Annotated in this window: 19 protein-coding genes; 12 read left to right on the top strand and 7 right to left on the bottom strand. The window is 72.2% G+C overall.

Annotated elements, in window-relative coordinates:
* Positions 1-222 precede the first annotated feature (222 nt).
* The 8 genes from OKJ99_RS12680 (at position 223) to OKJ99_RS12645 (ending at position 8,507) form a co-directional block, all read left to right on the top strand.
* Positions 223-990 carry a crotonase/enoyl-CoA hydratase family protein gene (locus OKJ99_RS12680; protein ID WP_326016142.1) on the top strand — a complete coding sequence of 256 codons (768 nt, stop codon included), beginning with the start codon at positions 223-225 and terminating at the stop codon, positions 988-990.
* On the top strand, positions 987-2,132 hold the full coding sequence (locus OKJ99_RS12675) for a CaiB/BaiF CoA transferase family protein (protein WP_326016141.1): 1,146 nt from the start codon (positions 987-989) through the stop codon (positions 2,130-2,132). Before OKJ99_RS12680 ends, OKJ99_RS12675 begins: the two co-directional genes overlap by 4 nt.
* A 23-nt stretch (positions 2,133-2,155) precedes the next feature.
* Positions 2,156-3,835 (top strand): class I adenylate-forming enzyme family protein, encoded by a 1,680-nt coding sequence (locus tag OKJ99_RS12670; protein ID WP_326016140.1) that lies wholly within the window; start codon positions 2,156-2,158, stop codon positions 3,833-3,835.
* Positions 3,832-4,731: an acyl-CoA thioesterase gene (locus OKJ99_RS12665; RefSeq protein ID WP_326016139.1), complete on the top strand. Its 900-nt coding sequence runs from the start codon at positions 3,832-3,834 to the stop codon at positions 4,729-4,731. Before OKJ99_RS12670 ends, OKJ99_RS12665 begins: the two co-directional genes overlap by 4 nt.
* A gap of 75 nt (positions 4,732-4,806) precedes the next feature.
* Positions 4,807-5,964: an acyl-CoA dehydrogenase family protein gene (locus tag OKJ99_RS12660; protein WP_326016138.1), complete on the top strand. Its 1,158-nt coding sequence runs from the start codon at positions 4,807-4,809 to the stop codon at positions 5,962-5,964.
* 45 nt (positions 5,965-6,009) lie between these two features.
* Positions 6,010-6,768, top strand: coding sequence for a 3-hydroxyacyl-CoA dehydrogenase (locus tag OKJ99_RS12655; protein ID WP_326016137.1), 759 nt, complete (start codon positions 6,010-6,012; stop codon positions 6,766-6,768).
* A 48-nt stretch (positions 6,769-6,816) separates the two neighbouring features.
* Positions 6,817-7,977, top strand: a complete 1,161-nt coding sequence (locus tag OKJ99_RS12650) for a thiolase family protein (protein ID WP_326016136.1) — start codon at positions 6,817-6,819, stop codon at positions 7,975-7,977.
* A 29-nt stretch (positions 7,978-8,006) separates the two neighbouring features.
* Entirely contained in the window at positions 8,007-8,507 is a 501-nt protein-coding gene (locus tag OKJ99_RS12645; RefSeq protein ID WP_326016135.1) for a nuclear transport factor 2 family protein, read from the top strand.
* Here OKJ99_RS12645 and paaI read toward each other — a convergent pair.
* Positions 8,488-8,868, bottom strand: coding sequence for a hydroxyphenylacetyl-CoA thioesterase PaaI (paaI, locus tag OKJ99_RS12640; protein WP_407700682.1), 381 nt, complete (start codon positions 8,866-8,868; stop codon positions 8,488-8,490). The two genes, OKJ99_RS12645 and paaI, sit on opposite strands and share 20 nt — an antisense overlap.
* A 207-nt stretch (positions 8,869-9,075) precedes the next feature.
* Here paaI and OKJ99_RS12635 point away from each other — a divergent pair, with 207 nt between their 5' ends.
* Positions 9,076-9,759 (top strand): GAF and ANTAR domain-containing protein, encoded by a 684-nt coding sequence (locus OKJ99_RS12635; protein WP_326016133.1) that lies wholly within the window; start codon positions 9,076-9,078, stop codon positions 9,757-9,759.
* A 37-nt stretch (positions 9,760-9,796) separates the two neighbouring features.
* On the opposite strand, the gene OKJ99_RS12630 is transcribed toward OKJ99_RS12635, so the two are convergent.
* The gene (locus OKJ99_RS12630; protein ID WP_326016132.1) at positions 9,797-10,927 is read right to left on the bottom strand and encodes an NDMA-dependent alcohol dehydrogenase; all 1,131 of its coding nucleotides are present in this window, start codon (positions 10,925-10,927) and stop codon (positions 9,797-9,799) included.
* A 269-nt stretch (positions 10,928-11,196) separates the two neighbouring features.
* Here OKJ99_RS12630 and OKJ99_RS12625 point away from each other — a divergent pair, with 269 nt between their 5' ends.
* From OKJ99_RS12625 to OKJ99_RS12615, 3 genes are all read left to right on the top strand, one after another.
* Entirely contained in the window at positions 11,197-12,264 is a 1,068-nt protein-coding gene (locus tag OKJ99_RS12625; protein ID WP_326016131.1) for an AraC family transcriptional regulator, read from the top strand.
* A gap of 123 nt (positions 12,265-12,387) precedes the next feature.
* Entirely contained in the window at positions 12,388-13,938 is a 1,551-nt protein-coding gene (locus tag OKJ99_RS12620) for an acyl-CoA synthetase (RefSeq protein WP_326016130.1), read from the top strand.
* Positions 13,935-14,957: a phosphotransferase family protein gene (locus OKJ99_RS12615; protein WP_326016129.1), complete on the top strand. Its 1,023-nt coding sequence runs from the start codon at positions 13,935-13,937 to the stop codon at positions 14,955-14,957. The genes OKJ99_RS12620 and OKJ99_RS12615 overlap by 4 nt, the downstream gene beginning before the upstream one ends.
* A 13-nt stretch (positions 14,958-14,970) precedes the next feature.
* Here the strand turns inward: OKJ99_RS12615 and OKJ99_RS12610 are convergent, their stop codons facing one another.
* The 5 genes from OKJ99_RS12610 to OKJ99_RS12590 are packed head-to-tail and all read right to left on the bottom strand — an operon-like array spanning position 14,971 to position 20,128.
* Positions 14,971-15,747 (bottom strand): SDR family NAD(P)-dependent oxidoreductase, encoded by a 777-nt coding sequence (locus OKJ99_RS12610; protein WP_326016128.1) that lies wholly within the window; start codon positions 15,745-15,747, stop codon positions 14,971-14,973.
* Positions 15,744-16,658, bottom strand: coding sequence for an enoyl-CoA hydratase-related protein (locus tag OKJ99_RS12605; RefSeq protein WP_326016127.1), 915 nt, complete (start codon positions 16,656-16,658; stop codon positions 15,744-15,746). The genes OKJ99_RS12610 and OKJ99_RS12605 overlap by 4 nt, the downstream gene beginning before the upstream one ends.
* Positions 16,659-16,702: 44 nt before the next feature.
* Positions 16,703-17,533 carry a crotonase/enoyl-CoA hydratase family protein gene (locus OKJ99_RS12600; protein WP_326016126.1) on the bottom strand — a complete coding sequence of 277 codons (831 nt, stop codon included), beginning with the start codon at positions 17,531-17,533 and terminating at the stop codon, positions 16,703-16,705.
* A 46-nt stretch (positions 17,534-17,579) separates the two neighbouring features.
* Positions 17,580-18,938 (bottom strand): phosphotransferase family protein, encoded by a 1,359-nt coding sequence (locus OKJ99_RS12595; RefSeq protein ID WP_326016125.1) that lies wholly within the window; start codon positions 18,936-18,938, stop codon positions 17,580-17,582.
* Positions 18,935-20,128: an acyl-CoA dehydrogenase family protein gene (locus tag OKJ99_RS12590; protein WP_326016124.1), complete on the bottom strand. Its 1,194-nt coding sequence runs from the start codon at positions 20,126-20,128 to the stop codon at positions 18,935-18,937. Before OKJ99_RS12590 ends, OKJ99_RS12595 begins: the two co-directional genes overlap by 4 nt.
* Positions 20,129-20,156: the final 28 nt, after the last annotated feature.

Here is a 20,156-nt window from a genome sequence, read left to right as displayed (position 1 = left end):
CGTTCTTACGCGTCGCCGTTCTTACGGTGCGCCGTGCGCGCGGCGCGAACACCCCTGCCGTCCCCCGGAATTGATCACGGGTCTGGACAGGCCCGCACCCACCCTCGTAGCTTAACGATTGTTCAATGCGGGGTGGGTGAGGCCGAGCCGTGCCGGGCGGAGCGGTCGTCGGCCGCTCCGTCGCAGCGTACGCAGTCCGCGACCCACTCCGGGAGCCACGCCATGACCGACGCCGTGCTCAGCGAATTCCGCGCCGACGGGATCACCGTCATCACGCTCAACCGCCCCGAGGCCCGCAACGCGGTCAACCGGGTCGTCGCCGAAGGCGTGGCCGCCGCGCTCGACGAACTCGACCGCAGGGACGACCAGGTGGTCGGCGTGATCACCGGCGCGGGCGGCAGCTTCTGCTCAGGGATGGACCTCAAGGCGTTCCTCAAGGGCGAGACCCCGAGCATCGAGGGGCGCGGCCTCGCAGGGATCACCGAGGCGCCGCCGCGCAAGCCGGTCATCGCCGCCGTCGAGGGATACGCCCTGGCCGGCGGCTGCGAGATCGCGCTCGCCTGCGACATGGTCGTGGCCGCGCGCGACGCCAAGTTCGGGATCCCCGAGGTCAAGCGGGGGCTGGTCGCCGCGGCGGGCGGGCTGCTGCGGCTGCCGCGGCGCATCCCGTACTCCGTCGCCCTGGAGATCGCCCTGACCGGCGACTTCCTCGACGCCGAGCGCGCCCACACCTACGGCCTCGTCAACCGGGTCACCGAACCCGGCGCCGCCCTCGACGGCGCGCTCCAACTCGCCCGCGCCATCGCCGCCAACGGTCCGCTCGCCGTCCGTGCCACCAAGGAGATCGTCGCGAACGCGCCGAACTGGCCCGCCGACGAGGAGTGGGAGCGCATGCGGGAGATCGCAGGCCCTGTGATGCAGTCCGACGACGCGCGCGAAGGGGCCCGCGCCTTCGCCGAGAAGCGCGCCCCGCGCTGGACCGGCCGGTGAGCGCCGGACCACTCGCCGGGATACGGATCGTGGAGCTGGGCGGCATCGGGCCCGCCCCGTTCTGCGGGATGCTGCTCGCCGATCTCGGCGCCGAGGTCATCCGGGTCGACCGCCCCGCCGAGGCCGGGAGGGACAGCCCCCACCCCGTCATCCTGCGGGGCCGCAGCTCCGTCGCCGTCAACCTCAAGGACGCCGAAGGGGCGGCCGTCGTACGGGAGTTGATCGCTCGCTCCGACGCCGTCATCGAGGGGTTCAGGCCCGGCGTCGCCGAACGTCTCGGCCTCGGCCCCGACGTCCTGCTCGCCGCCAACCCGAAGCTCGTGTACGGGCGGATGACCGGCTGGGGGCAGGACGGGCCCCTCGCCCAGGAGCCGGGACACGACATCAACTACATCGCCGTGGCCGGGGCGTTGCACGCCATGGGCCCCGCCGACGGGGACCCCGTGCCACCGCTCAACCTGGTGGGCGACTTCGGCGGGGGCGGCATGCTGCTCGCGCTCGGACTCGTGAGCGCGCTGCTGCACGCCCGCACCAGCGGCGAGGGACAGGTCGTCGACGCCGCCATGACCGACGGCACCGCGCTGCTGCTCGCCATGACGTACGGGTTCCTGGCCAAGGGCGGCTGGCAGGACCGGCGCGGCGTCAACATGCTCGACGGCGGCGCCCCCTTCTACGCCGTGTACCGCTGCGCAGACGACCGACACGTCGCCGTCGGCGCCATCGAGCCGCAGTTCTACGCGGCGCTGCTGCGCGTCCTGGACCTCGAAGGGGACGAGCGGTTCGCGCGCCAGCACGACCGCGCCAACTGGGCGGCGATGAAGGACGAGTTGGCGCGCCTCTTCGCCACCCGCACCCGCGACGAGTGGGCCCGCGCCTTCGACGGGCAGGGCGCCTGCGTGTCCCCGGTCCTGTCGCTGAACGAGGCGCCCGAGCACCCCCACAACAGTGCCCGCTCGACCTACCGGCGCGGCCCGCACGGCGGCCCCGAGCCCTCGCCCGCGCCCCGGTTCACCACCACACCGCCCGGTGAGCCCGCCCCCGCCCCGTGCGTCGGCGCCGACACCACGGAGGTCCTCACCACGCTGGCCGGGCTCGCCCCCGACGACATCGACACACTCCGCGAGAAGGGAATCGTCGGTTGACGACGCGCTACGTGCCCCCGGGCATGCCCCAGAGCCTCAGCTACCCCGACGCCGCCGTCGGTGACCTGCTCGCCGGGACCGCCCACCGCCACCCCGACCGCACCGCCCTGCGCGACGGCGACCTCACCTTCACCTACAGCGAGGTGTACGACACCGCGCTGCGGCTCGCCGCCGGACTGCGCGCACGGGGCGTCGGCACGGGCGACGCCGTCGCGCTGCACCAGCCCAACTCGGCCTGGTTCACCGTCTCGTACTACGCCATCCTGCTGGCCGGCGCGGTCGTCGTCCCCCTCAACCCGGCCCTGCCGCCCGCGGCACTGCGCGAGCAGCTCGACGAGGCGCGGGCGGTGGCCGCGCTCACCCACCCGGCCACCGCGCCCGCGCTCACGAAGGCCGCCGCGCCGGGCGTCCGCCTGACCGTCCTGGTCCCGGCGACCGCCACCGCGCCCGCCGCCGACGAAGGCGCCGGATCCGGCGGCGTACCGCTTGAGGAGCTGCTGGCCACCGAGCCGGGGCAGCGGGCCGCGGTACGCGGGGACGATCTGGCGCACCTCGCCTTCACCGGCGGCACGACAGGACGCTCCAAGGCGGTCCGCGTGCTGCACCGCAACGTCCTGGCCAACGCCCTCCAGATGGCCTGCTGGCGCGGCGCCGCCGTGCCCGCCGCCGACGAAGAGGGCCGAGTGGCGCTCGCCTCCGTGCCCGCGGCGCGCACCGCGCACACGATGGACCTCGGCACGTCCACCGTCGTGGCGCTCGCCCCGCTCTTCCACGCCATGGGCCTGGTCGGACAGTCCGTCAGCGTGGCCGTGGCCGGCACGGTCGTGATGGCGGGCCGCTTCGAGCCCCGCCGCTTCGTGGGGCTCATCGAGGAGCACGGCGTCACGTCCGTGCCCGGCTCGCCCGCCCTCTTCCACGCGCTGCTCGCGCTGCCCGGTGTCGAGAAGCTCGACCTGTCCTCGGTGCGCAGCGTCAACTCCGGCGCCGCGCCCGTCGACACGGACACGATGCGCCGCCTTGCCGCGCTCTTCCCGAACGCCACGATCGTCGAGGGATACGGGCTCACCGAGGCCACCATGGCGCTCGCCGCGCACCCGCTGGTGGACACCAACCCGGTGCCGGAGGGCAGCGTCGGCGCCCCCGTCTTCGACACCGAGGTCGAGATCAGGGACCTCGGCTGCGGCCCCGCCCTGCCCGTCGGCGACACCGGTGAGGTGTGGGCGCGCGGCCCGCAGATCACCGACGGCTACCAGGGCCACCCCGACCTGACGGCCGAGCAGTTCCAGGACGGCTGGCTGCGCACCGGCGACCTGGGCCGCGTCGACGAGGACGGCTGGCTGTACCTGGTCGGGCGGGCCAAGGACATGCTGATCTACAAGGGGTACAACGTCTATCCGACACCCCTTGAGGACCTGCTGCACCGGCACCCCGCCGTCGCGGGTGCCAGCGTCATCGGCGCGCCGAGGCCCGGCGTCGGTGAGATCCCCGTCGCGTACGTGGTGCCGCGCTCCGGACACCCGGCCGGCCCCGAACTGGCGGAGAAACTCATGGCGTTCGTGGCCGAGCACGTCGCCCCCTACCAGCGGCTGCGGGAGATCCACTTCCTGGAGGCCCTTCCGGTCTCGGCCGCCGGGAAGATCCTCAAGACGGACCTGCGGCAGCGGTACGCGGCCGCCGACGAAGCGGGAGTGACACAGGCGTGAGCGGCGGCATGGTCGACGAGGCGACGACCCGGGGCGCGTCCCGGGAGACGGACGACGCGCCCCCTGTCGCGCTCGGTGAGCTGGGGAAGGGCCGACACGTCCGGGTCGAGGCGGCCGGCGACGGCGCCTACGAGGGGTACTGCCACTCCGGCCGCGCGGCCGCCCGCAGTTACGGCGGCGCCGTCCTCGCCCAGGCCCTGGACGCGGCCCAGCGCAGCGTGGACGCGGACCGGGTCGTGCACTCGCTGCACGCCTACTTCCTGCGCGCCCTGTCGCCGGAGCGGCCGGTGCGCTTCACGCCCGAGGTGGTGCGCGACGGGCGCAGCTACTCGATGCGGCAGGTGACCGGCGTCCAGGACGGCAAGGAGTCGCTCGCCATGAGCGTCTCGTTCAAGCAGCCGCAACCGGGCGGCAGTTGGCGCCAGCCCGGGATGCCGGACGTGCCGGGACCCGATGGGCTGCGCGACGGCTGGACGCACCGCCCGCACGACCATCCGCTGTACACCTCGACCGCGTACCGCGAAGTGCCACTGGAGCGGGACCCCGACGCCGGACGCATCGACCGCTACGCCTGGATGCGCACGGTCGGCGCCATGCCGGACGAACCGGGCCTGCACGCCTGCGTCCTCGCCTACATCTGCGACGCCCCGCTCGCCCCCACCGCCCTGGTGGCCTACGGCGAGCCACGGCCCCGCGGCATCGCGCTCGCCTCGCTCGACCACGCCATGTGGTTCCACCGCCCGGCACGCGTCGACGAGTGGCTGCTGTTCGCGTGCCACAGCGTCGTGGCCGGCGACGGCAGAACGCTGGCGCAGGGCGAATTCTGGACCAGGGAAGGGGAGTTGGTCGCCTCGGTCACCCAGGAGGCACTGCTCCACGTGCCCACTCCCCGGTGACGCGCGCAAGGGTTGTCAGGGCTCGGCACGTCGACGTAACTTAACGATCGTTCTACACAGGCAGAAGGGGCCGCTGTGCGCCGTACGCTGTTCAACGAGGACCATGAGGCGTTCCGCCGGATGCTGCGGGACTTCATCGCCAAGGAAGTCACCCCCGTCCACCAGGAGTGGGAGGAACAGGGGCACCCGCCGCGCGACTTCTACCGCAGGCTCGGAGAGCTGGGCGTGCTCGGCATCCAGGTGCCCGAGGAGTTCGGCGGCGCGGGCGAGGCCAGCCTCAAATTCGCGGCCGTCGCGGTCGAGGAGACGACACGGGCCGGTGTCACCTTCGGCAACTACTCGGTGCACGCGAACCTGATCCTGCCGTACCTGATGCGGTACGCCACGCAGGAGCAGAAGGAGCGCTGGCTGCCCGGCTTCGCCTCCGGCGACCTCATGACGGCGATCGCCATGACCGAGCCCGGCACCGGCTCCGACCTCGCCAACATCCAGACCAGGGCCGAACGCTCCGCCGACGGCACGCACTACGTGCTCAACGGCGCCAAGACGTTCATCACCGGCGGCGCCCTCGCCGACCTGGTCCTCGTCGTCGCGCGCACCTCTGCGTACGACGCCGAGGACCGCCGCGGCGGACTGTCGATCCTCGTCGTGGAGTCCGCGAGCGAGGGCTTCTCCGTCGGCCGCAAGCTCCAGAAGATCGGCCTCAAGGCCTCCGACACCGCCGAACTCGCCTTCGTGGACGTCAAGGTGCCGGCCGAGAACCTGCTGGGCGAGGAGGGCAAGGGCTTCTCCTACCTGTCCCACAACCTCGCCCAGGAACGCCTGATGATCGCCCTGGGCGGCTCGGGGACGGCCGCGGCGGCGCTGCGCTTCGCCACCGACTACGTGAAGGAGCGCACGGTCTTCGGCAAGCCGGTCGCCCACTTCCAGAACACCAAGTTCGTGCTCGCCGAGTGCGCCACCGAGGTCGAGGCCGCGCAGCTGATGGCCGACCGCGCGCTCGAACTGCACGACGAGGGCGAGCTGTCCGTCGCCGACGCCGCGAAGGCGAAGCTGTTCTGCACCGAGGTCGCGGGCCGCGTCATCGACAAGTGCCTCCAGCTGCACGGCGGTTACGGCTATGTCACCGAGTACCCGATCGCCCGCCTGTACGCCGACACCCGCGTCTCACGCATCTACGGCGGCACCAACGAGGTCATGAAGACCATCATCGCCAAGTCGCTCGGCCTCTGACCCTCTTTCCCCCTGCCACTCCCGGCCCCCAAGAAGGGACCTGCCATGCAGCTCGACGCCCAGTCCTCCGTCCTGATCACCGGCGGCGCCTCCGGCCTCGGCCGCGCCACCGCCGAGCGGCTCGCCGCCACGGGCGCCAAGGTCGTCATCTTCGACCTGCCCACCTCCGACGGGGAGAACGTCGCCAAGGAGATCGGCGCCACCTTCGTCGCGGGCGACGTCACCAGCGAGGCCGACGCCACCGCCGCCGTGGAGGCCGCCGTCGCGCTCGCCCCGCTGCGCGTCGCCGTCAACTGCGCGGGCATCGGCTCCGCGGGGCGCACCGTCGGCAAGGAGGGCCCGTACGTCCTCGACACCTTCCGCAAGGTCGTCGAGATCAACCTGATCGGCACCTTCAACGTCATCCGCCTCGCCGCCCAGGCCATGACCGGCAACGAACCGGTCGAGGGCGAGCGCGGCGTCATCGTCAACACCGCCTCCGTGGCCGCGTTCGACGGGCAGATCGGCCAGTGCGCGTACTCGGCGTCCAAGGGCGGCATCGTCGGCATGACCCTGCCCATCGCCCGCGACCTCGCGCGCATGAACATCCGCGTGATGACCATCGCGCCCGGCCTGTTCGAGACCCCGCTGCTCGGTCGGCTTCCGCAGGAGGCCAAGGACTCGCTCGGCGCGCAGGTGCCGCACCCGGCCCGGCTCGGGCAGCCGGCCGAGTACGCGCACATGGTCGACTCGATCGTCACCAACCCGATGCTCAACGGCGAGACCATCCGCCTCGACGGCGCCATCCGCATGGCGCCCAAGTAGACCGCGAACCGGCAGCACCAACCCCTTTACCACGTTGAGGAGTTCACCATGCGTGACGCAGTCATCGTCGACGCCCTACGGACCCCCGTCGGCAAGGGCAAGCCGGGCGGCGCGCTCTCCGACATCCACCCCGTCGACCTCTCCGCCCATGTCCTGAAGGCCCTCGCCGAGCGCAACGGCCTCGACCCGTCCACCGTCGACGACGTCATCTGGGGCTGTGTGTCCCAGGTCGGCGAACAGGCGGGCGGCGTCGGCCGCTTCGCCGTGCTCGCCGCGGGTTGGCCCGAGTCCGTGCCGGGCCTGACCATCGACCGCCAGTGCGGCTCCTCGCAGCAGTCCGTCCACCAGGCCGCCGCCGGGGTCATCGCCGGACAGTACGACATCGCCATCGCGGGCGGCGTCGAGTCCATGTCGCGTGTCCCGATGGGCTCCACGCGCGCGGGCGGCCAGCTCGGCAAGCCGTTCGGACCGCTCGTCGGCGAGCGCTACGACCACGTCGTCTTCAACCAGGGCGTCGGCGCCGAGATGATCGCAGAGGAGTTCGGCCTCACCCGCGCCGAACTCGACCAGCACGCCGCCGACTCGCACGAGAGGGCCGCCCGCGCCATCGACGAGGGCCGCTTCAAGAACCAGATCACCCCGGTCACCCTCGCCGACGGCACGCTCTTCGACACCGACGAGGGCGTACGGCGCGGCACGACGGTCGAGAAGCTGGCCGGGCTGAAGACGCCGTTCAAGGAGGACGGTGTCATCTCGGCGGGCAACGCCTCGCAGATCTCCGACGGTGCCGCCGCCCTCCTCGTCACCACTTCCGAGGTGGCCGCGCGCAACGGCTGGACGCCGCTGGCCCGCTTCCACACGGGCACCGTCACCGGCGTCGACCCGGTCACCATGCTCAAGGGCCCGATCCCGGCCACCGCCAAGGTCCTTGAGCGCGCGGGCCTTTCGCTCGACGAGATCGGCACGTACGAGATCAACGAGGCCTTCGCCTCCGTCTCGCTCGGCTGGCAGCGTCAGATGGGCGCCGACTACGCGCGCCTGAACCCCAACGGCGGCGCCATGGCCCTCGGCCACCCCCTCGGCGGCTCCGGCGCCCGCCTCATGACCACGCTGGTGCACCACATGAAGGACAACGGCATCCGCTACGGCCTGCAAGCCATGTGCGAGGGCGGCGGCATGGCCAACGCGACGGTGCTCGAACTGCTCTGAGACCGCCTCGGCGGGGGAAGAGGTGCACCATGACCGATCACACCGCCCCCGCGTCCGAGCCCGCCACCGCCCGTCCGCCCCTTCCGCCGTTCACCCGCGAGACGGCCGTGCGGAAGGTGCGGCTGGCGGAGGACGCCTGGAACACCCGGGACCCGCAGCGCGTCTCGCTCGCCTACACGCCCGACAGCCAGTGGCGCAATCGCGCCGAATTCCCCGCCGGGCGCGCCGACATCGTCGCCTTCCTCACCCGCAAGTGGAACCAGGAGCTCGACTACCGGCTGATCAAGGAGTTGTGGGCGTTCGACGGCCACCGCATCGCGGTCCGCTTCGCGTACGAGTGCCACGACGACGCGGGCAACTGGAAGCGCGCGTACGGCAATGAGAACTGGGAGTTCGACGACCACGGGCTGATGCGCAGGCGCCACGCCTCCATCAACGACCTGCCGATCGCCGAGGCGGACCGCCGGTTCCACTGGCCGCAGGGCCGCCGCCCCGACGACCACCCGGGCCTCAGCGACCTGGGCCTGTAGCGACGCTGCGGCTGCGCCCCCGGAGTTCGGCGATCACCGAATCCCCGCGCGTCACCCGCACGTCGTACAGGCCGCTGCGGCCGAAGCGGGTGACCTCGCGGGCGGTGGCCACCAGGAGGTCGCCCTCGTACGCGGGCGCGACGAAGGTGATGTCGGCTCCGGAGGCCACGGTGACGGGCCCTTCGCTGTTGCAGGCGCAGGCGAAGGCCGTGTCGGCGAAGAGGAAGACGTAGCCGCCGTGGGCGATTCCGTGGCCGTTGACCATGGACGCCGTCACCTTCATCCGCAGCGCGGCGTGTCCCGCGCCGTGCTCCAGGAGTTCGATGCCGAGGAGCTGGGAGGCCAGGTCCGCGGCGAACATGCGCCCCGCGGGGCCCGGTTCGTCGGATTCCGTCACGTCGGCTTCCCCTCCCGCTCGATGTACCGACCGACCATTCGGTGCGTGGTGGGACCAAGCAATCAAGGCCGGGAAGGTCTGTCAAGGGTGCGACGGGTTCCGACCGGGGCGGGCGTGGCAGGCTGACTACAACGCAAGGGACCGACGTACCCCGAAGTTGAGGAGCGCGACATGGAATGGCGTGAGTTCGCCCTGAACATGGCGTCCATGGCGCGCGAACTCCTGGCACAGGAGTCCGTGGACGCGACGCTGCACAAGATCACCGCATGGTCCGTCGACCAGGTCGAGGGCTGCGACTCGGCGGGCATCCTCGTCCTGCGCAAGGGCCAGGTCGACACACTGGCCGCCACCGATCAGCTCGTCGTCGAGAGCGACCGGCTCCAGGGCCGCCTTCGCGAGGGACCGTGCTTCGACGCGGCCCGCACCGGGCATCCCGTGTTCCGCATCAAGGACCTCTCGACCGAGACGACGCGCTGGCGCTCGTACGCCCCGCGCGCCCACGAACTCGGCGTCGGCAGCATGATGGGCTTCCTGCTCTACACCGAGGACGAGGGCGACCTCGGCGCCCTCAACCTCTACTCCGCCAAGCCCGGAGCGTTCACGGAGGCCAGTGAGACCGCCGGCTGGCTCCTCGCCTCGCACGCCGCCGTCGCCTTCTCCAGCGCCCGCGAACACGCCTCCCTGCACCGCGCCGTGGAGACCCGCCACGTCATCGGCGAGGCCATGGGCATCCTGATGGCCGGCCACGACCTGACCGAGGCGGAGGCGTTCGCCACGCTGCGCCGCTACTCGCAGGAGAACAACGTCAAACTCCGTGAGGTGGCCCGACAGGTGAGCGAAGGGGGCGGCCTGTGACCTTTCAGGACGCGCCCCGCGTCGGTCCTGCGGTGGCTCAGTAGTCGGCCTCGGTGTAGCGGACCACGCCGCGCAGGTTCTTGCCGTCCCGCATGTCCTGGTAGCCCTGGTTGATCTCCTCCAGGCGGTACGTGCGCGTGGTGAGTTCGTCCAGCTTGAGCTGCCCCGTGCGGTACTGCTCAAGGAGGCGCGGGATCTGGGTGCGCGGGCTGATGCCGCCGAAGATGGCGCCCTGGATCCGCTTCTGCATCAGCGCCAGGTCGAACAGGCCGACCTTGGCGTCGATCTGCGTCATGTCCGCGATGGCCGTCACGATCACCTGGCCGCCCTTGGCGGTCATCGCGAGCGCCGGGGCCAGCTGATCGCCCTGGAGCTCGCCGACGGTCAGGATGACGGTGTGCGCCTGGGCGCCCCAGGTCAGCTCCGCGACCGGTCCCGCGGCCTCCTCCATGGAGGCGAAGGTGTGCGTGGCGCCGAACTCCCGTGCCTTGTCCCGCTTGAACTCGACCGGGTCGACCGCGATCACGAACCGTGCGCCGGCCGCCGCCGCGCCCTGCACCGCGTTGATGCCGACGCCGCCGACCCCGACGATCACGACCGTGTCGCCCGGCCGGGTGTTGCCGATGGAGACGGCGGAGCCCCAGCCCGTGGAGACGCCGCAGCCGAGCAGTGCCGCCGCCTCCAGCGGCACATCCTTCTCGATCTTGATGACGGAGGACTGGCTGACGGTGACGTAGGGGGCGAACGTGCCCAGCAGGCACATCGGCGTGACCGGGTCGCCGCCCGCGGTGCGCGTGCGGAAGGTGTTGTCGGCGATGGACTGCCCGGTGAGCAGATTCGCGCCCTGGTCGCACAGGTTCTGCAGGCCCTGCGAACAGGGGCGACACACACCGCAGGCCGGGATGAAGCCGAGGACGGCGTGGTCGCCCACCTCGACGCCGCTGACACCGGCGCCGACCTTCGTCACGACGCCCGCGCCCTCGTGCCCGCCGAGCAGCGGATAGGACGCGGCGAGGTTCGCCCCGCCCCGGAAGTGTTCGTCGGAGTGGCACAGGCCCGAGGCGGCCAGGCGCAGTTGCACCTCGCCCGCGACCGGGTCGCCGACCTCGATCGGCTCGACCGTCCAGTCCTCGCCGGGCTTGTGGAGCAGGGCTCCCTTGGTCTGCATGCGCGTCCTCCCTGCATCGGCACTGCTTGGGCAGACATTGCCGCGCCCGACCGCGCCCTCGTCACCACCATCGGACGGCCGGACGGGGCCGGACACACTTGCCTCAAGCTATGGGGGCACGACCGCGTGCCTCCATGACCAAAGCGGACAACGCCGGGACAGATTCGGACACGCAGCTGGGTTGTGGCCGCCGAGAGCGCCGTGCTGTCATGAACTCCCCTGACGGATAAGGGCGTTGGCAGCGTGACGGCGGGAAACGGAGGCCGGTCATGACCGTGTCGGTGGACACGGCTGCCGCGCAGCCGCAGGTCATCGCCGAGGGCTTCACCGACTGGGACTTTCCGCGCGCCGCCTCGGGCGTCGTCCTACTGCTGGACTTCGCCGCGGAACGGGGCCTCGGTGCGGCCGACTGCCTCGCGGGCTCGGGTATCGACGCGGGCGCGCTCGGCGACCCGCACCATCTCGTCGAGGCCTCGCAGGAGATCGCCGTCGTCCGCAATCTGCTGCACGGACTCGGCAACCGCCCGGGGCTCGGCATCGAGGTCGGGGCCCGCTACCACGTCACCACCTTCGGCCTGTTCGGCTACGCGCTGCTCAGCGCCCCGACGATGCGCGAGGTGTTCCGCTGCGGACTGCGGTACTCGGCGCTCACCTTCGGCTTCGCCCGGCACAGTGCCGTGGTGGACGCGGCGGGTGACGTCCTGCACCGCATGGACGGCGGCCGGATCCCCGCCGACGTGCGGCGCTTCCTCGTCGAACGGGACTGCGCCGCCAACATCGTCCTCGGCCGCCAGGTGTTCGCGGGCGGCCCGCCCGTCCCGCTGCGCCGCGTCGACCTCGCCTTCCCGGCGCCACCGGGCGCCGCGCCGACCACGGTACTGGACGCGCCGGTCCGCTACGGCGCCGGGACGACGGCCCTCGTCTACGACCCCGACTTCCTCGACAGCCCGCTGCCGCACGGGAATCCGCACACCGCGCAGATCTGCCAGGAGCTGTGCGAACGCCTGGTGGCGCAGCGGGCGAGCGGCAGCGGCGCGGCCCGCACGGTGCGCAGGAACCTGTTGGCGGGCGGCGGCCCCGACCCCGGCATCGAGCACATCGCGCGCCGGATGAACATCACGTCGCGCACCCTGCGCCGCAAGCTCGCCGCCGAGGGCACCACCTACCGGCGGCTGCTCGACGACGTGCGGCTCACCCTCGTACAGGACGGTCTGCGGCACGAGCGGCTGTCCGCGGCCGAGCTGGCGCACCGGCTCGGCTACTCGGAGCCGTCGAGCTTCATGCGGGCCTTCCGGCGCTGGACGGCCGCCGACTCTCCCCGGTCCGAGGGGAGTTGAACCGGGCGCGCCCGCCCTGAACGAACGATCAATTCATCGTGTCGTACGTCTTGCTGCCGCCTCGCGGGGTGACTTAGAAAGAGTCCACGGCCCCGGCGTTCACGTCCATGCGAAAGGCGTCCCGTGTATCCAGGTGCCCATGCCCTTCAGTCTCCGCAGCGCCCCGCCGTCATCATGGCGTCGACCGGCGAACAGCTGACGTACGGGGAGCTGGACGAACGCTCCGTCCGGCTCGCCCACGTGTTCCGGGAGGCGGGCCTGCGCCGCGGCGACGTGGTCGCCCTGCTCACCGACAACTCGATCCACGCGTACGAGGTCTACTGGGCGGCGGTCCGCTCCGGCTTCTACATCACCCTCGTCAACCATCACCTGTCCGCGCCCGAGATCGCGTACATCGTGAACGACTCCGGCGCCGCCGCGCTGGTCGTCTCGCACGCCCTGGCCGACCTGGCGAGGGACGTCGCGGGGCAGATCCGCGCGACCGTGCGCGTGCGGCTCGCCTACGGCGGCGATGTCGACGGCTTCGACGACTACGCGGCCGCGCTCGCCGGTGCCTCCGCCGAGCCGCCGGCCGATCAGCCGCGCGGCGCCGACCTGCTCTACTCCTCCGGGACCACGGGACGGCCCAAGGGCATCCGCCCCGAGCTTCCGGACCGCCAGGTCGGTGAGCCGGGCGACACACTCGTCGAACTGCTGCGCCTGTTCTACGGCTTCGACCAGGACGCGGTGTACCTGTCGCCCGCGCCCGTCTACCACGCGGCGCCGCTGCGCTACGGCGCCTCCGTGCACGCGCTCGGCGGCACGGTCGTCATGATGGAGCGCTTCGACCCCGAGGACGCGCTGCGCGCCATCGAGCGCTACCGCGTCACGCACAGCCAGTGGGTGCCGACGCACTTCATCCGCCTGCTGCGGCTGCCCGAGAAGGTCCGCACGGCCTACGACCTCTCCAGTCACCGCGTCGTCGTGCACGCCGCCGCGCCCTGCCCGCCGGACGTCAAGCGCGCGATGATCGACTGGTGGGGTCCGAAGCTGTACGAGTACTACTCCGCGACCGAGGGCATCGGGATGACGCTGATCACCTCCGAGGAGTGGCTGACCAAACCGGGCTCGGTCGGCCGGCCCATCCTCGGACAGCCCAGGATCTGCGACGACGAGGGGCGCGTACTGCCCGCGGGGGAGACAGGCACGGTCTACTTCGCGCGCGAGGGCGACGGTAGTTTCGAGTACCTCGGCGACCCCGACAAGACCAGGGGCGCGCAGCACCCGGAGCACGCGGATTGGGTGACGCTCGGCGACGTCGGACACCTCGACGAGGACGGCTACCTCTTCCTCACCGACCGCAGGACCTTCATGATCATCTCGGGTGGGGTGAACATCTACCCGCAGGAGATCGAGAACGTCCTCGCCCTCCACCCCGACATCACCGATGTCGCGGTGATCGGCGTCCCCGACCCGGAGATGGGCGAGGCGGTCAAGGCGGTGGCGCAGCCCGCGCCGGGCGTGACACCGGGCCCCGAACTGGAGGAGCGCCTGATCGCGTACGTACGCGAACGCATCGCCCACTACAAGGCGCCCCGCAGCGTCGACTTCGTGGACGAACTGCCGCGCACGCCAACCGGCAAGCTGGTCAAGGGAAAACTGAAGGCGCGGTACGTACTGCCGGGGCCGGCGTGACGACCGGCGTCGGCCCCGCGGTCGACGACTGGCTGGCCGCGCACGTCCCCGGCATCGCCCCACCGCTCACCTTCGACCTGGTCTCCGGCGGCCGCTCGAACCTCACCTACCGGGTGACCGACGCGACCGGCACCGTCCGGGCGCTGCGCAGACCGCCGACCGGTGGAGTCCTGAGCACCGCGCACGACATGAGCCGCGAGTGGCGCTTCGTGACAGCCCTCGCACCGACCGAGGTGCCAGTACCCGAGCCACTCGCGTACTGCGTCGACACCTCGGTGACGGGGGCGGAGTTCTACGTCATGGACTTCGTCGACGGCACGGTGGGCGCGGACCGGGACGCCGTGGCGCACTGGCCACTGGACGCCCGGCGCCGGGCGGGCACGAGCCTCGTCGAGGTCCTCGCGGCCCTGCACCGCCTCGACCCCACCGAGGTGGGCCTGGGCGACATGGCGCGCCCCCGCGGCTACGTCGAACGCCAACTGCACCGCTGGCAGCGCCAGGTGCACCGCTCCGGCGCCCCCGACCTGGAGCTCCTCGACACGGTCCACGACGCACTGCTCGCCCGCGTACCGCCGCAGTCGTCGGGCATCGTGCACGGCGACTTCCGCCCGGGCAACCTCTCCTTCGCCCCCGACGGCACGGTGGTCGCCGTCTTCGACTGGGAACTGGCCACCCTGGGCGACCCGTTGGCGGACCTCGGCTGGCTCGTCTCCACCTGGGAACAACCGGGCGACACGGTCCCACCGACGACGGCGGGCCCGACCACGGCCCCCGGCTTCTGCACCCGCACCGAACTGGTCGACGCCTACGCGAAGGCCTCCGGACTCGATGTCTCACGACTGCCGTACTACGTGGCGTTCTCACGCTGGCGCTCGGCGTGCATCGGCGCCGGCGTCGCGTCCCGTTTCGCGGCCGGCGTCATGGGCGAGAACGACCTGCCGGTCGAGGAGCTGCACCGACAGGTGCTGCGGCAGAGCGAGGCCGCGCACGAGGCGGTGCGCGACCTCGACCGTCCGTAGTGCCCGGCCGCCGCTAGAAGATCGAGTACGCCCCGTCGACGACGATCGTGTCGCCGGTCTGGAAGCCGCCCGCGCCGCCCGCCAGATACACCGCGAGGCGGGCGAAGTCGGACGGGGTGCCCCAGCGGCGCTGCGGCATTCGTTTCATGACGTTGCGCTCGAACGTTTCGTTGTGGAGTGTGGCCGAGGCCAGTGGTGTGTCCACCCAACCCACCTGTAGGGCATGGGCGTTGATGCCGTATCGGGCGAGTTCCACGGCGCAGCCCTGTATCAGCGAGGTGAGTCCCGCCTTGCTCGCCGCGTAGGCCTCGTTGCGCGGGCTGCCCTGCACCGACGACAGGCTGGACGTGCCGACGAGGACGCCGCCGCCCCCGCGCTCCACCATGTGCGCGGAGGCGGCGCGCAGCGTGAGGAACGCGCCCTCCAGGTTCACTCGCATGACCCGGCGGAAGTCCGTCAGGCTCAGCTCCGTGAACGGGGTGATCGTGCCGTTGACCCCCGCGTTGGCGAAGCAGGAGTCGACGCGGCCGAATTGCTCCAGGGTCTCGGCGAAGCCCCCGGTGACCGCGTCCTCGTCGCCCACGTCGCAGCGGATCGCGGCCACCCGCGTACCGTGCTTGGCGAGTTCCTCGGACGCGGCGGCGTTGCGCCCGGCGTTGGTGCCCCAGACGCAGACGTCCGCGCCCGCCTCGGCGAGGCCGTGGGCCATGCCGAGGCCGATGCCGGAATTGCCTCCCGTGAGGAGGGCGACATGGCCGGTGAGGTCGAACATGCCGTGCGCCCCGCTCATCGGACGTCCTCCGGCGGCTCGGGCCACGACGGCAGCGTGTCCTCGTGGTCGGCGAGTACGGACGGGAACTTCGCCGGGCGCTTCTCCAGGAACGACATGACGCCCTCGGCGGCGTCAGGGCCCTGGCCGAGGCGCTGCATGGCTGCGGAGTCGAGCCGGTGCGCGTCCCACGGGGAGGGCGCGCCGAGCATCGACCACATCAGGCGGCGCGAGTGGGCGACCGAGACGGCGGAGGTGTTCTCGGCGATCTCGGTGGCCAGCGCGTACGCGGTCGGCAGCAGCTCGTCGTCCGGGACCACGCGCGAGACCAGGCGCCCGGCGAGCGCCTCCGCCGCGTCGAAGACCCGGCCCGTCGCCACCCACTCCATCGCCTGCGAGATACCGACCACCCGCGGCAGGAACCAGCTCGACGCCGCCTCCGGCACCAGGCCCCGGCGGGCGAAGACGAAGCCGAAGCGGGCCGACTCTGCGGCTATCCGGATGTCCGCGGGCAGCGTCATGGTCGAACCCACGCCCACCGCGGGCCCGTTGACCGCCACGATGACCGGCTTCACGCTGGCGGCGATGCGCAGCGCCACACACCCGCCGCCGTCGCGCGGCACCCCGTCGATGGTGCCGAAGTCCGTGCGCCCACCGGCACGCCCGACGGCCTCGTGGTCGAACGTGGCGGCGCCGCCCGCGAGGTCCGCGCCCGCGCAGAAGCCGCGCCCCGAACCGGTCAGGACCACGGCGCGTACGTCGTCGTCGGCGTCGGTGGCGTCGAACGCGGCGATGAGTTCGGCGGCCATGGTGTGCGTGAAGGCGTTCAGGCGCTCGGGCCGGTGCAGGGTGATGGTGGCGATGTGGTCGGCGACCCGGAACCGGATCTCCGTGAAGTCGGTGTCCGTGGCGGCCTGTTGGGCGTCGGTCATGCGTGGGTCCTCAAGCTCTCTGTGGCGTAGGGGGAGTCGGTGCGTCAGATGTCCGTGAAGCGGGGTGCGCGCTTCTCGAAGCGGGCGGCCACCGCCTCGGCCTGGTTCGGGCTGCCGATCAGCGCGCCGATCTCCTTCTGCTCCTCGGCGAACCCGGTCGTGAGATCGGTGCGGCCCGCGAGGTCGAGGAGCCGCTTGGACGCGCGTACGGCGTGCGGGCTCTGCGCGGCGATCCGGCCCGCCGTCTCCAGCGCGGCGGCCACCGGATCGTCCGCCGTGTACGTGGCCAGGCCGATGCGGGCCGCCTCCTCGCCGCCCACGATCCGGGCGGTGAAGGTCAGTTCCTTCGCCACGTCGCGGCCCACGAGCTCGGGCAGCAGCTGGGTCCCCGTCATGTCCGGCACCAGGCCCCACGCCACCTCGAACACGCTCAGCCGGGCATCCGGCGCGACGATGCGGATGTCGGCGCCGAGCGCGATCTGGAGCCCGCCGCCGAGCGCGTTGCCGCGCAGCGCGGCGATCACCGGCACGGGCAGCTCGGCCCAGACGTACGCGGCGCGCTGCCCGGCCGCCTGCGCGGGCCCGTCCGACGGCGGCAGCGCGGCGAGTCCCGAAAGGCGCTGCCCGTCCCGCATCGCTTCGAAGGAGGTGAAGTCGAGCCCGGCGCAGAAGTCCGGCCCCTCGCCGGACAGCACCACGGCCCGGACGCCCTCCTCGGTCTTCAGCCGCTCGCCCGTGGAGACGAGCGCCTCGAACATGGCCGGGTCGAGCGCGTTGCGCTTGTCGGGCCGGTTGAGCCGTACGTCGGCGACGCCGTCGGCCATGGTGACGGTCACCCGGTGGGCCGTGTCGGGGACGGTCCTTGTGCTGGTCATGCGTGTGCTCCCTGGCTTCTTGTTCCTACGGGTTCGGGGGTGGTGCTCACCGTGCGATCTGCCCCGCGTACGCCGGGTTGGCGACCGCCAGCTTGTCCGTGACACCGCCTCGTACGGCTTCGAGGGCCGCCGGGTCGTCCGCCGCCACGGTCCCGTCGCGGATCGCCCCGGCGAGGGCCCGGTCGTCGGCGACGCCGAGCACGGCAAGGCGGCGGGCGTGGGCCTCGGCCTGGGCGGGCGCGAGGAGTGCCTCGCGGCGGGCGATCGCGACGGCGTTGGCCGCCACCTTCGACAGGAAGCGCAGCCGGGGATCGCCCGCCGTCTCCTCGGCGAGGAAGGTCTGGACGGCGCGCAGCAGCGCGTCGGCGCCGGGCCGGTCGTGCGGGGAAGCGGCGGTGGTGTCTTCGCGGCCGGCGAGGGCGTCGGGCACGGTGCCGGGTTCGGTGACGCCGAGCGCGAGCAGCACGTCGTACTCCTGCTCGCAGACCTTGCGCCCCAACACGGCGTACTCGACGGCCTGTTCGGCGCCGGACAGGAAACGCTCCGCCTGCATACGGCACAGCACCGCCCAGCGGAGCGTGCCGTACACCTCCCACCAGTGCAGTTCGTCCGCGCTCGGGTGGACCCCGGCGATCTCGGCGTACCCGGCGAGCAGTTCCTCGCGCGGGGCGAAGCCGCCCACCGGCTCGGCCGACCCGAACCGCCAGGCCTTCACGCACAGCCAGCCCAGGTCCTCGACGGGATCGCCGATGTGGGTGAGCTCCCAGTCGAGGACGGCGAGTACGCCGCTCTCGTCGATCATGAGGTTGCCGTTGCGGAAGTCGCCGTGCACGACGCAGGCGGGGCGGGCGGTCGGCGGGCGGTGGTCGGCGAGCCACCGCAGGCCGAGTTCGACCGCCGGGCGCGGGTCGTCGAACTGGCGGTAGAGGTCGGTCAGTTGGCGCAACGGGTCGACCTCGGGCAGGTCAGGGACGGACGCGACCGGGATCGTGTGGATGCGCGCGAGGATCCGGCCGAGCTCGCGCGCCAGCTGCGGGCGCACGGCCGCGAACCGCTCGTCCCGCAGCAGGCGGCGCGGGATCGTCTCGCCTTCGACGCGCTCCATGAGCAGGTGGGCACGGCCGAGCACCGTGCCGTGGTCGACGAGGCGGGGCACGGGCACCCCGGCCTCCGCGGCGGCGGCCAGGACCGCGGCCTCCCGTGCCATCACCTCGGGACTCGGCTTGACCGGTGGGTCGCAGCGCAGGATCAGGGGGTGCGAGACACCGTCGGCCGCCGTGGCGTCGAGGGAGAAGGTGTCGCGGCTGGCGCCGCCGGACAGCCGCCGCAAGGCCTCGACGGTCACGGGCCCGCCCCACAACTCGGCCAGGCGGGCCCGCAGTTCCTCCAGCAGCGGTTCGCTCACGCGGGCAGCCCCGCCCATGGCGCCCTGCTCACGTCGGCGAGCAGCTTGCGCGCGACGACCATGCGGTGCACCTCGTCGGGGCCGTCGTAGATGCGCGCGTAGCGGGCGCGCCGGTACATGGCCTCCAGTGGGGTGTCGGCGGTGACACCGAGCGCGCCGTGCACCTGGATGGCGCGGTCGACGACGTTGTGCAGGACCTGCGCGCCCCAGAACTTCACCATGCTGATCTCCAGGCGGGCCTGCCCGTCCTGGTCGTAGCGGCGCGCCGCGTCCAGGGTCATCAGCCGGGCGGCCTGGATCTCGGCGGCGGACTCGGCGACGTAGCGCCGGATCTCGCCCTTCTCGGCGAGCAACGAACCGTGTGCGTAACGGGTGTTGGCGCGCTCGACCATCAACTCGAAGGCACGCTGGGCCTGTCCGAGCCAGCGCATGCAGTGGAAGATGCGGCCGGGGCCGAGGCGGCGCTGCGCGATGGTGAAGCCCTTGCCGCGCTCGCCGAGGAGATGGTCGGCGGGGACCCGTACGTCGGTCAGGCGCAGTTCGCAGTGGTCGCCCTCGGTGTCGCCCATCGTCTCCAGGACGCGGGAGATCTCCAGGCCGGGGGTACCGGCCGGGACGATGATCGCGGAGACGGCGGCGTGCGGGTTCGCGGCGTCCTCGTCGGTGCGGGCGAAGACCGTGGTGAAGGCGGCGCGGCTGGCACCGGTGGTGAACCACTTGTGGCCGTTGATCACCCACTCGTCGCCGTCGAGCACGGCGGTCGTCGCGATCCGGGTGGGATCGGAGCCGGCCACCTCCGGTTCCGTGAGTCCGACGCTCGGGCTGATCTCGGCGTTGACCAGCGGCTTGAGCCAGCGCTCGCGCTGTGCACGGGAGGCGTACAGGTCGAGCATGATCGAGTCCTGCATGGTGTACGTGCCGACGGCCAGCTGGCCGTACTCGGAACGCCCGATGATCTCGTTGACGAGCGCGAAGTCGTACAACGGCAGCCCTTTGCCGCCGAGTTCGGCCGGGTGGCCGAGGATCCACAGGTCCAGCTTCTTCGCCCGCTCCTGCAACGCGGCGAGCGTGGCGCGGGCCTCCGGGGTGCGGCCGCCGAGGACCTTCTCGGCGGGGATCACCTCGTCGTTGATGAAGGCGGCCATCCGGGCGCGCAGCTCGGTGAGTTCACCAGGTGTGTCGTCGGGCATGCGGAATCCGTCCTGTCGTCGGGGGTGG

The organism is Streptomyces endophyticus (genome assembly GCF_035798155.1).
Classification (GTDB): Bacteria; Actinomycetota; Actinomycetes; order Streptomycetales; family Streptomycetaceae; genus Streptomyces; species Streptomyces endophyticus.
This window is presented reverse-complemented; position numbering and strand designations above follow the sequence as displayed.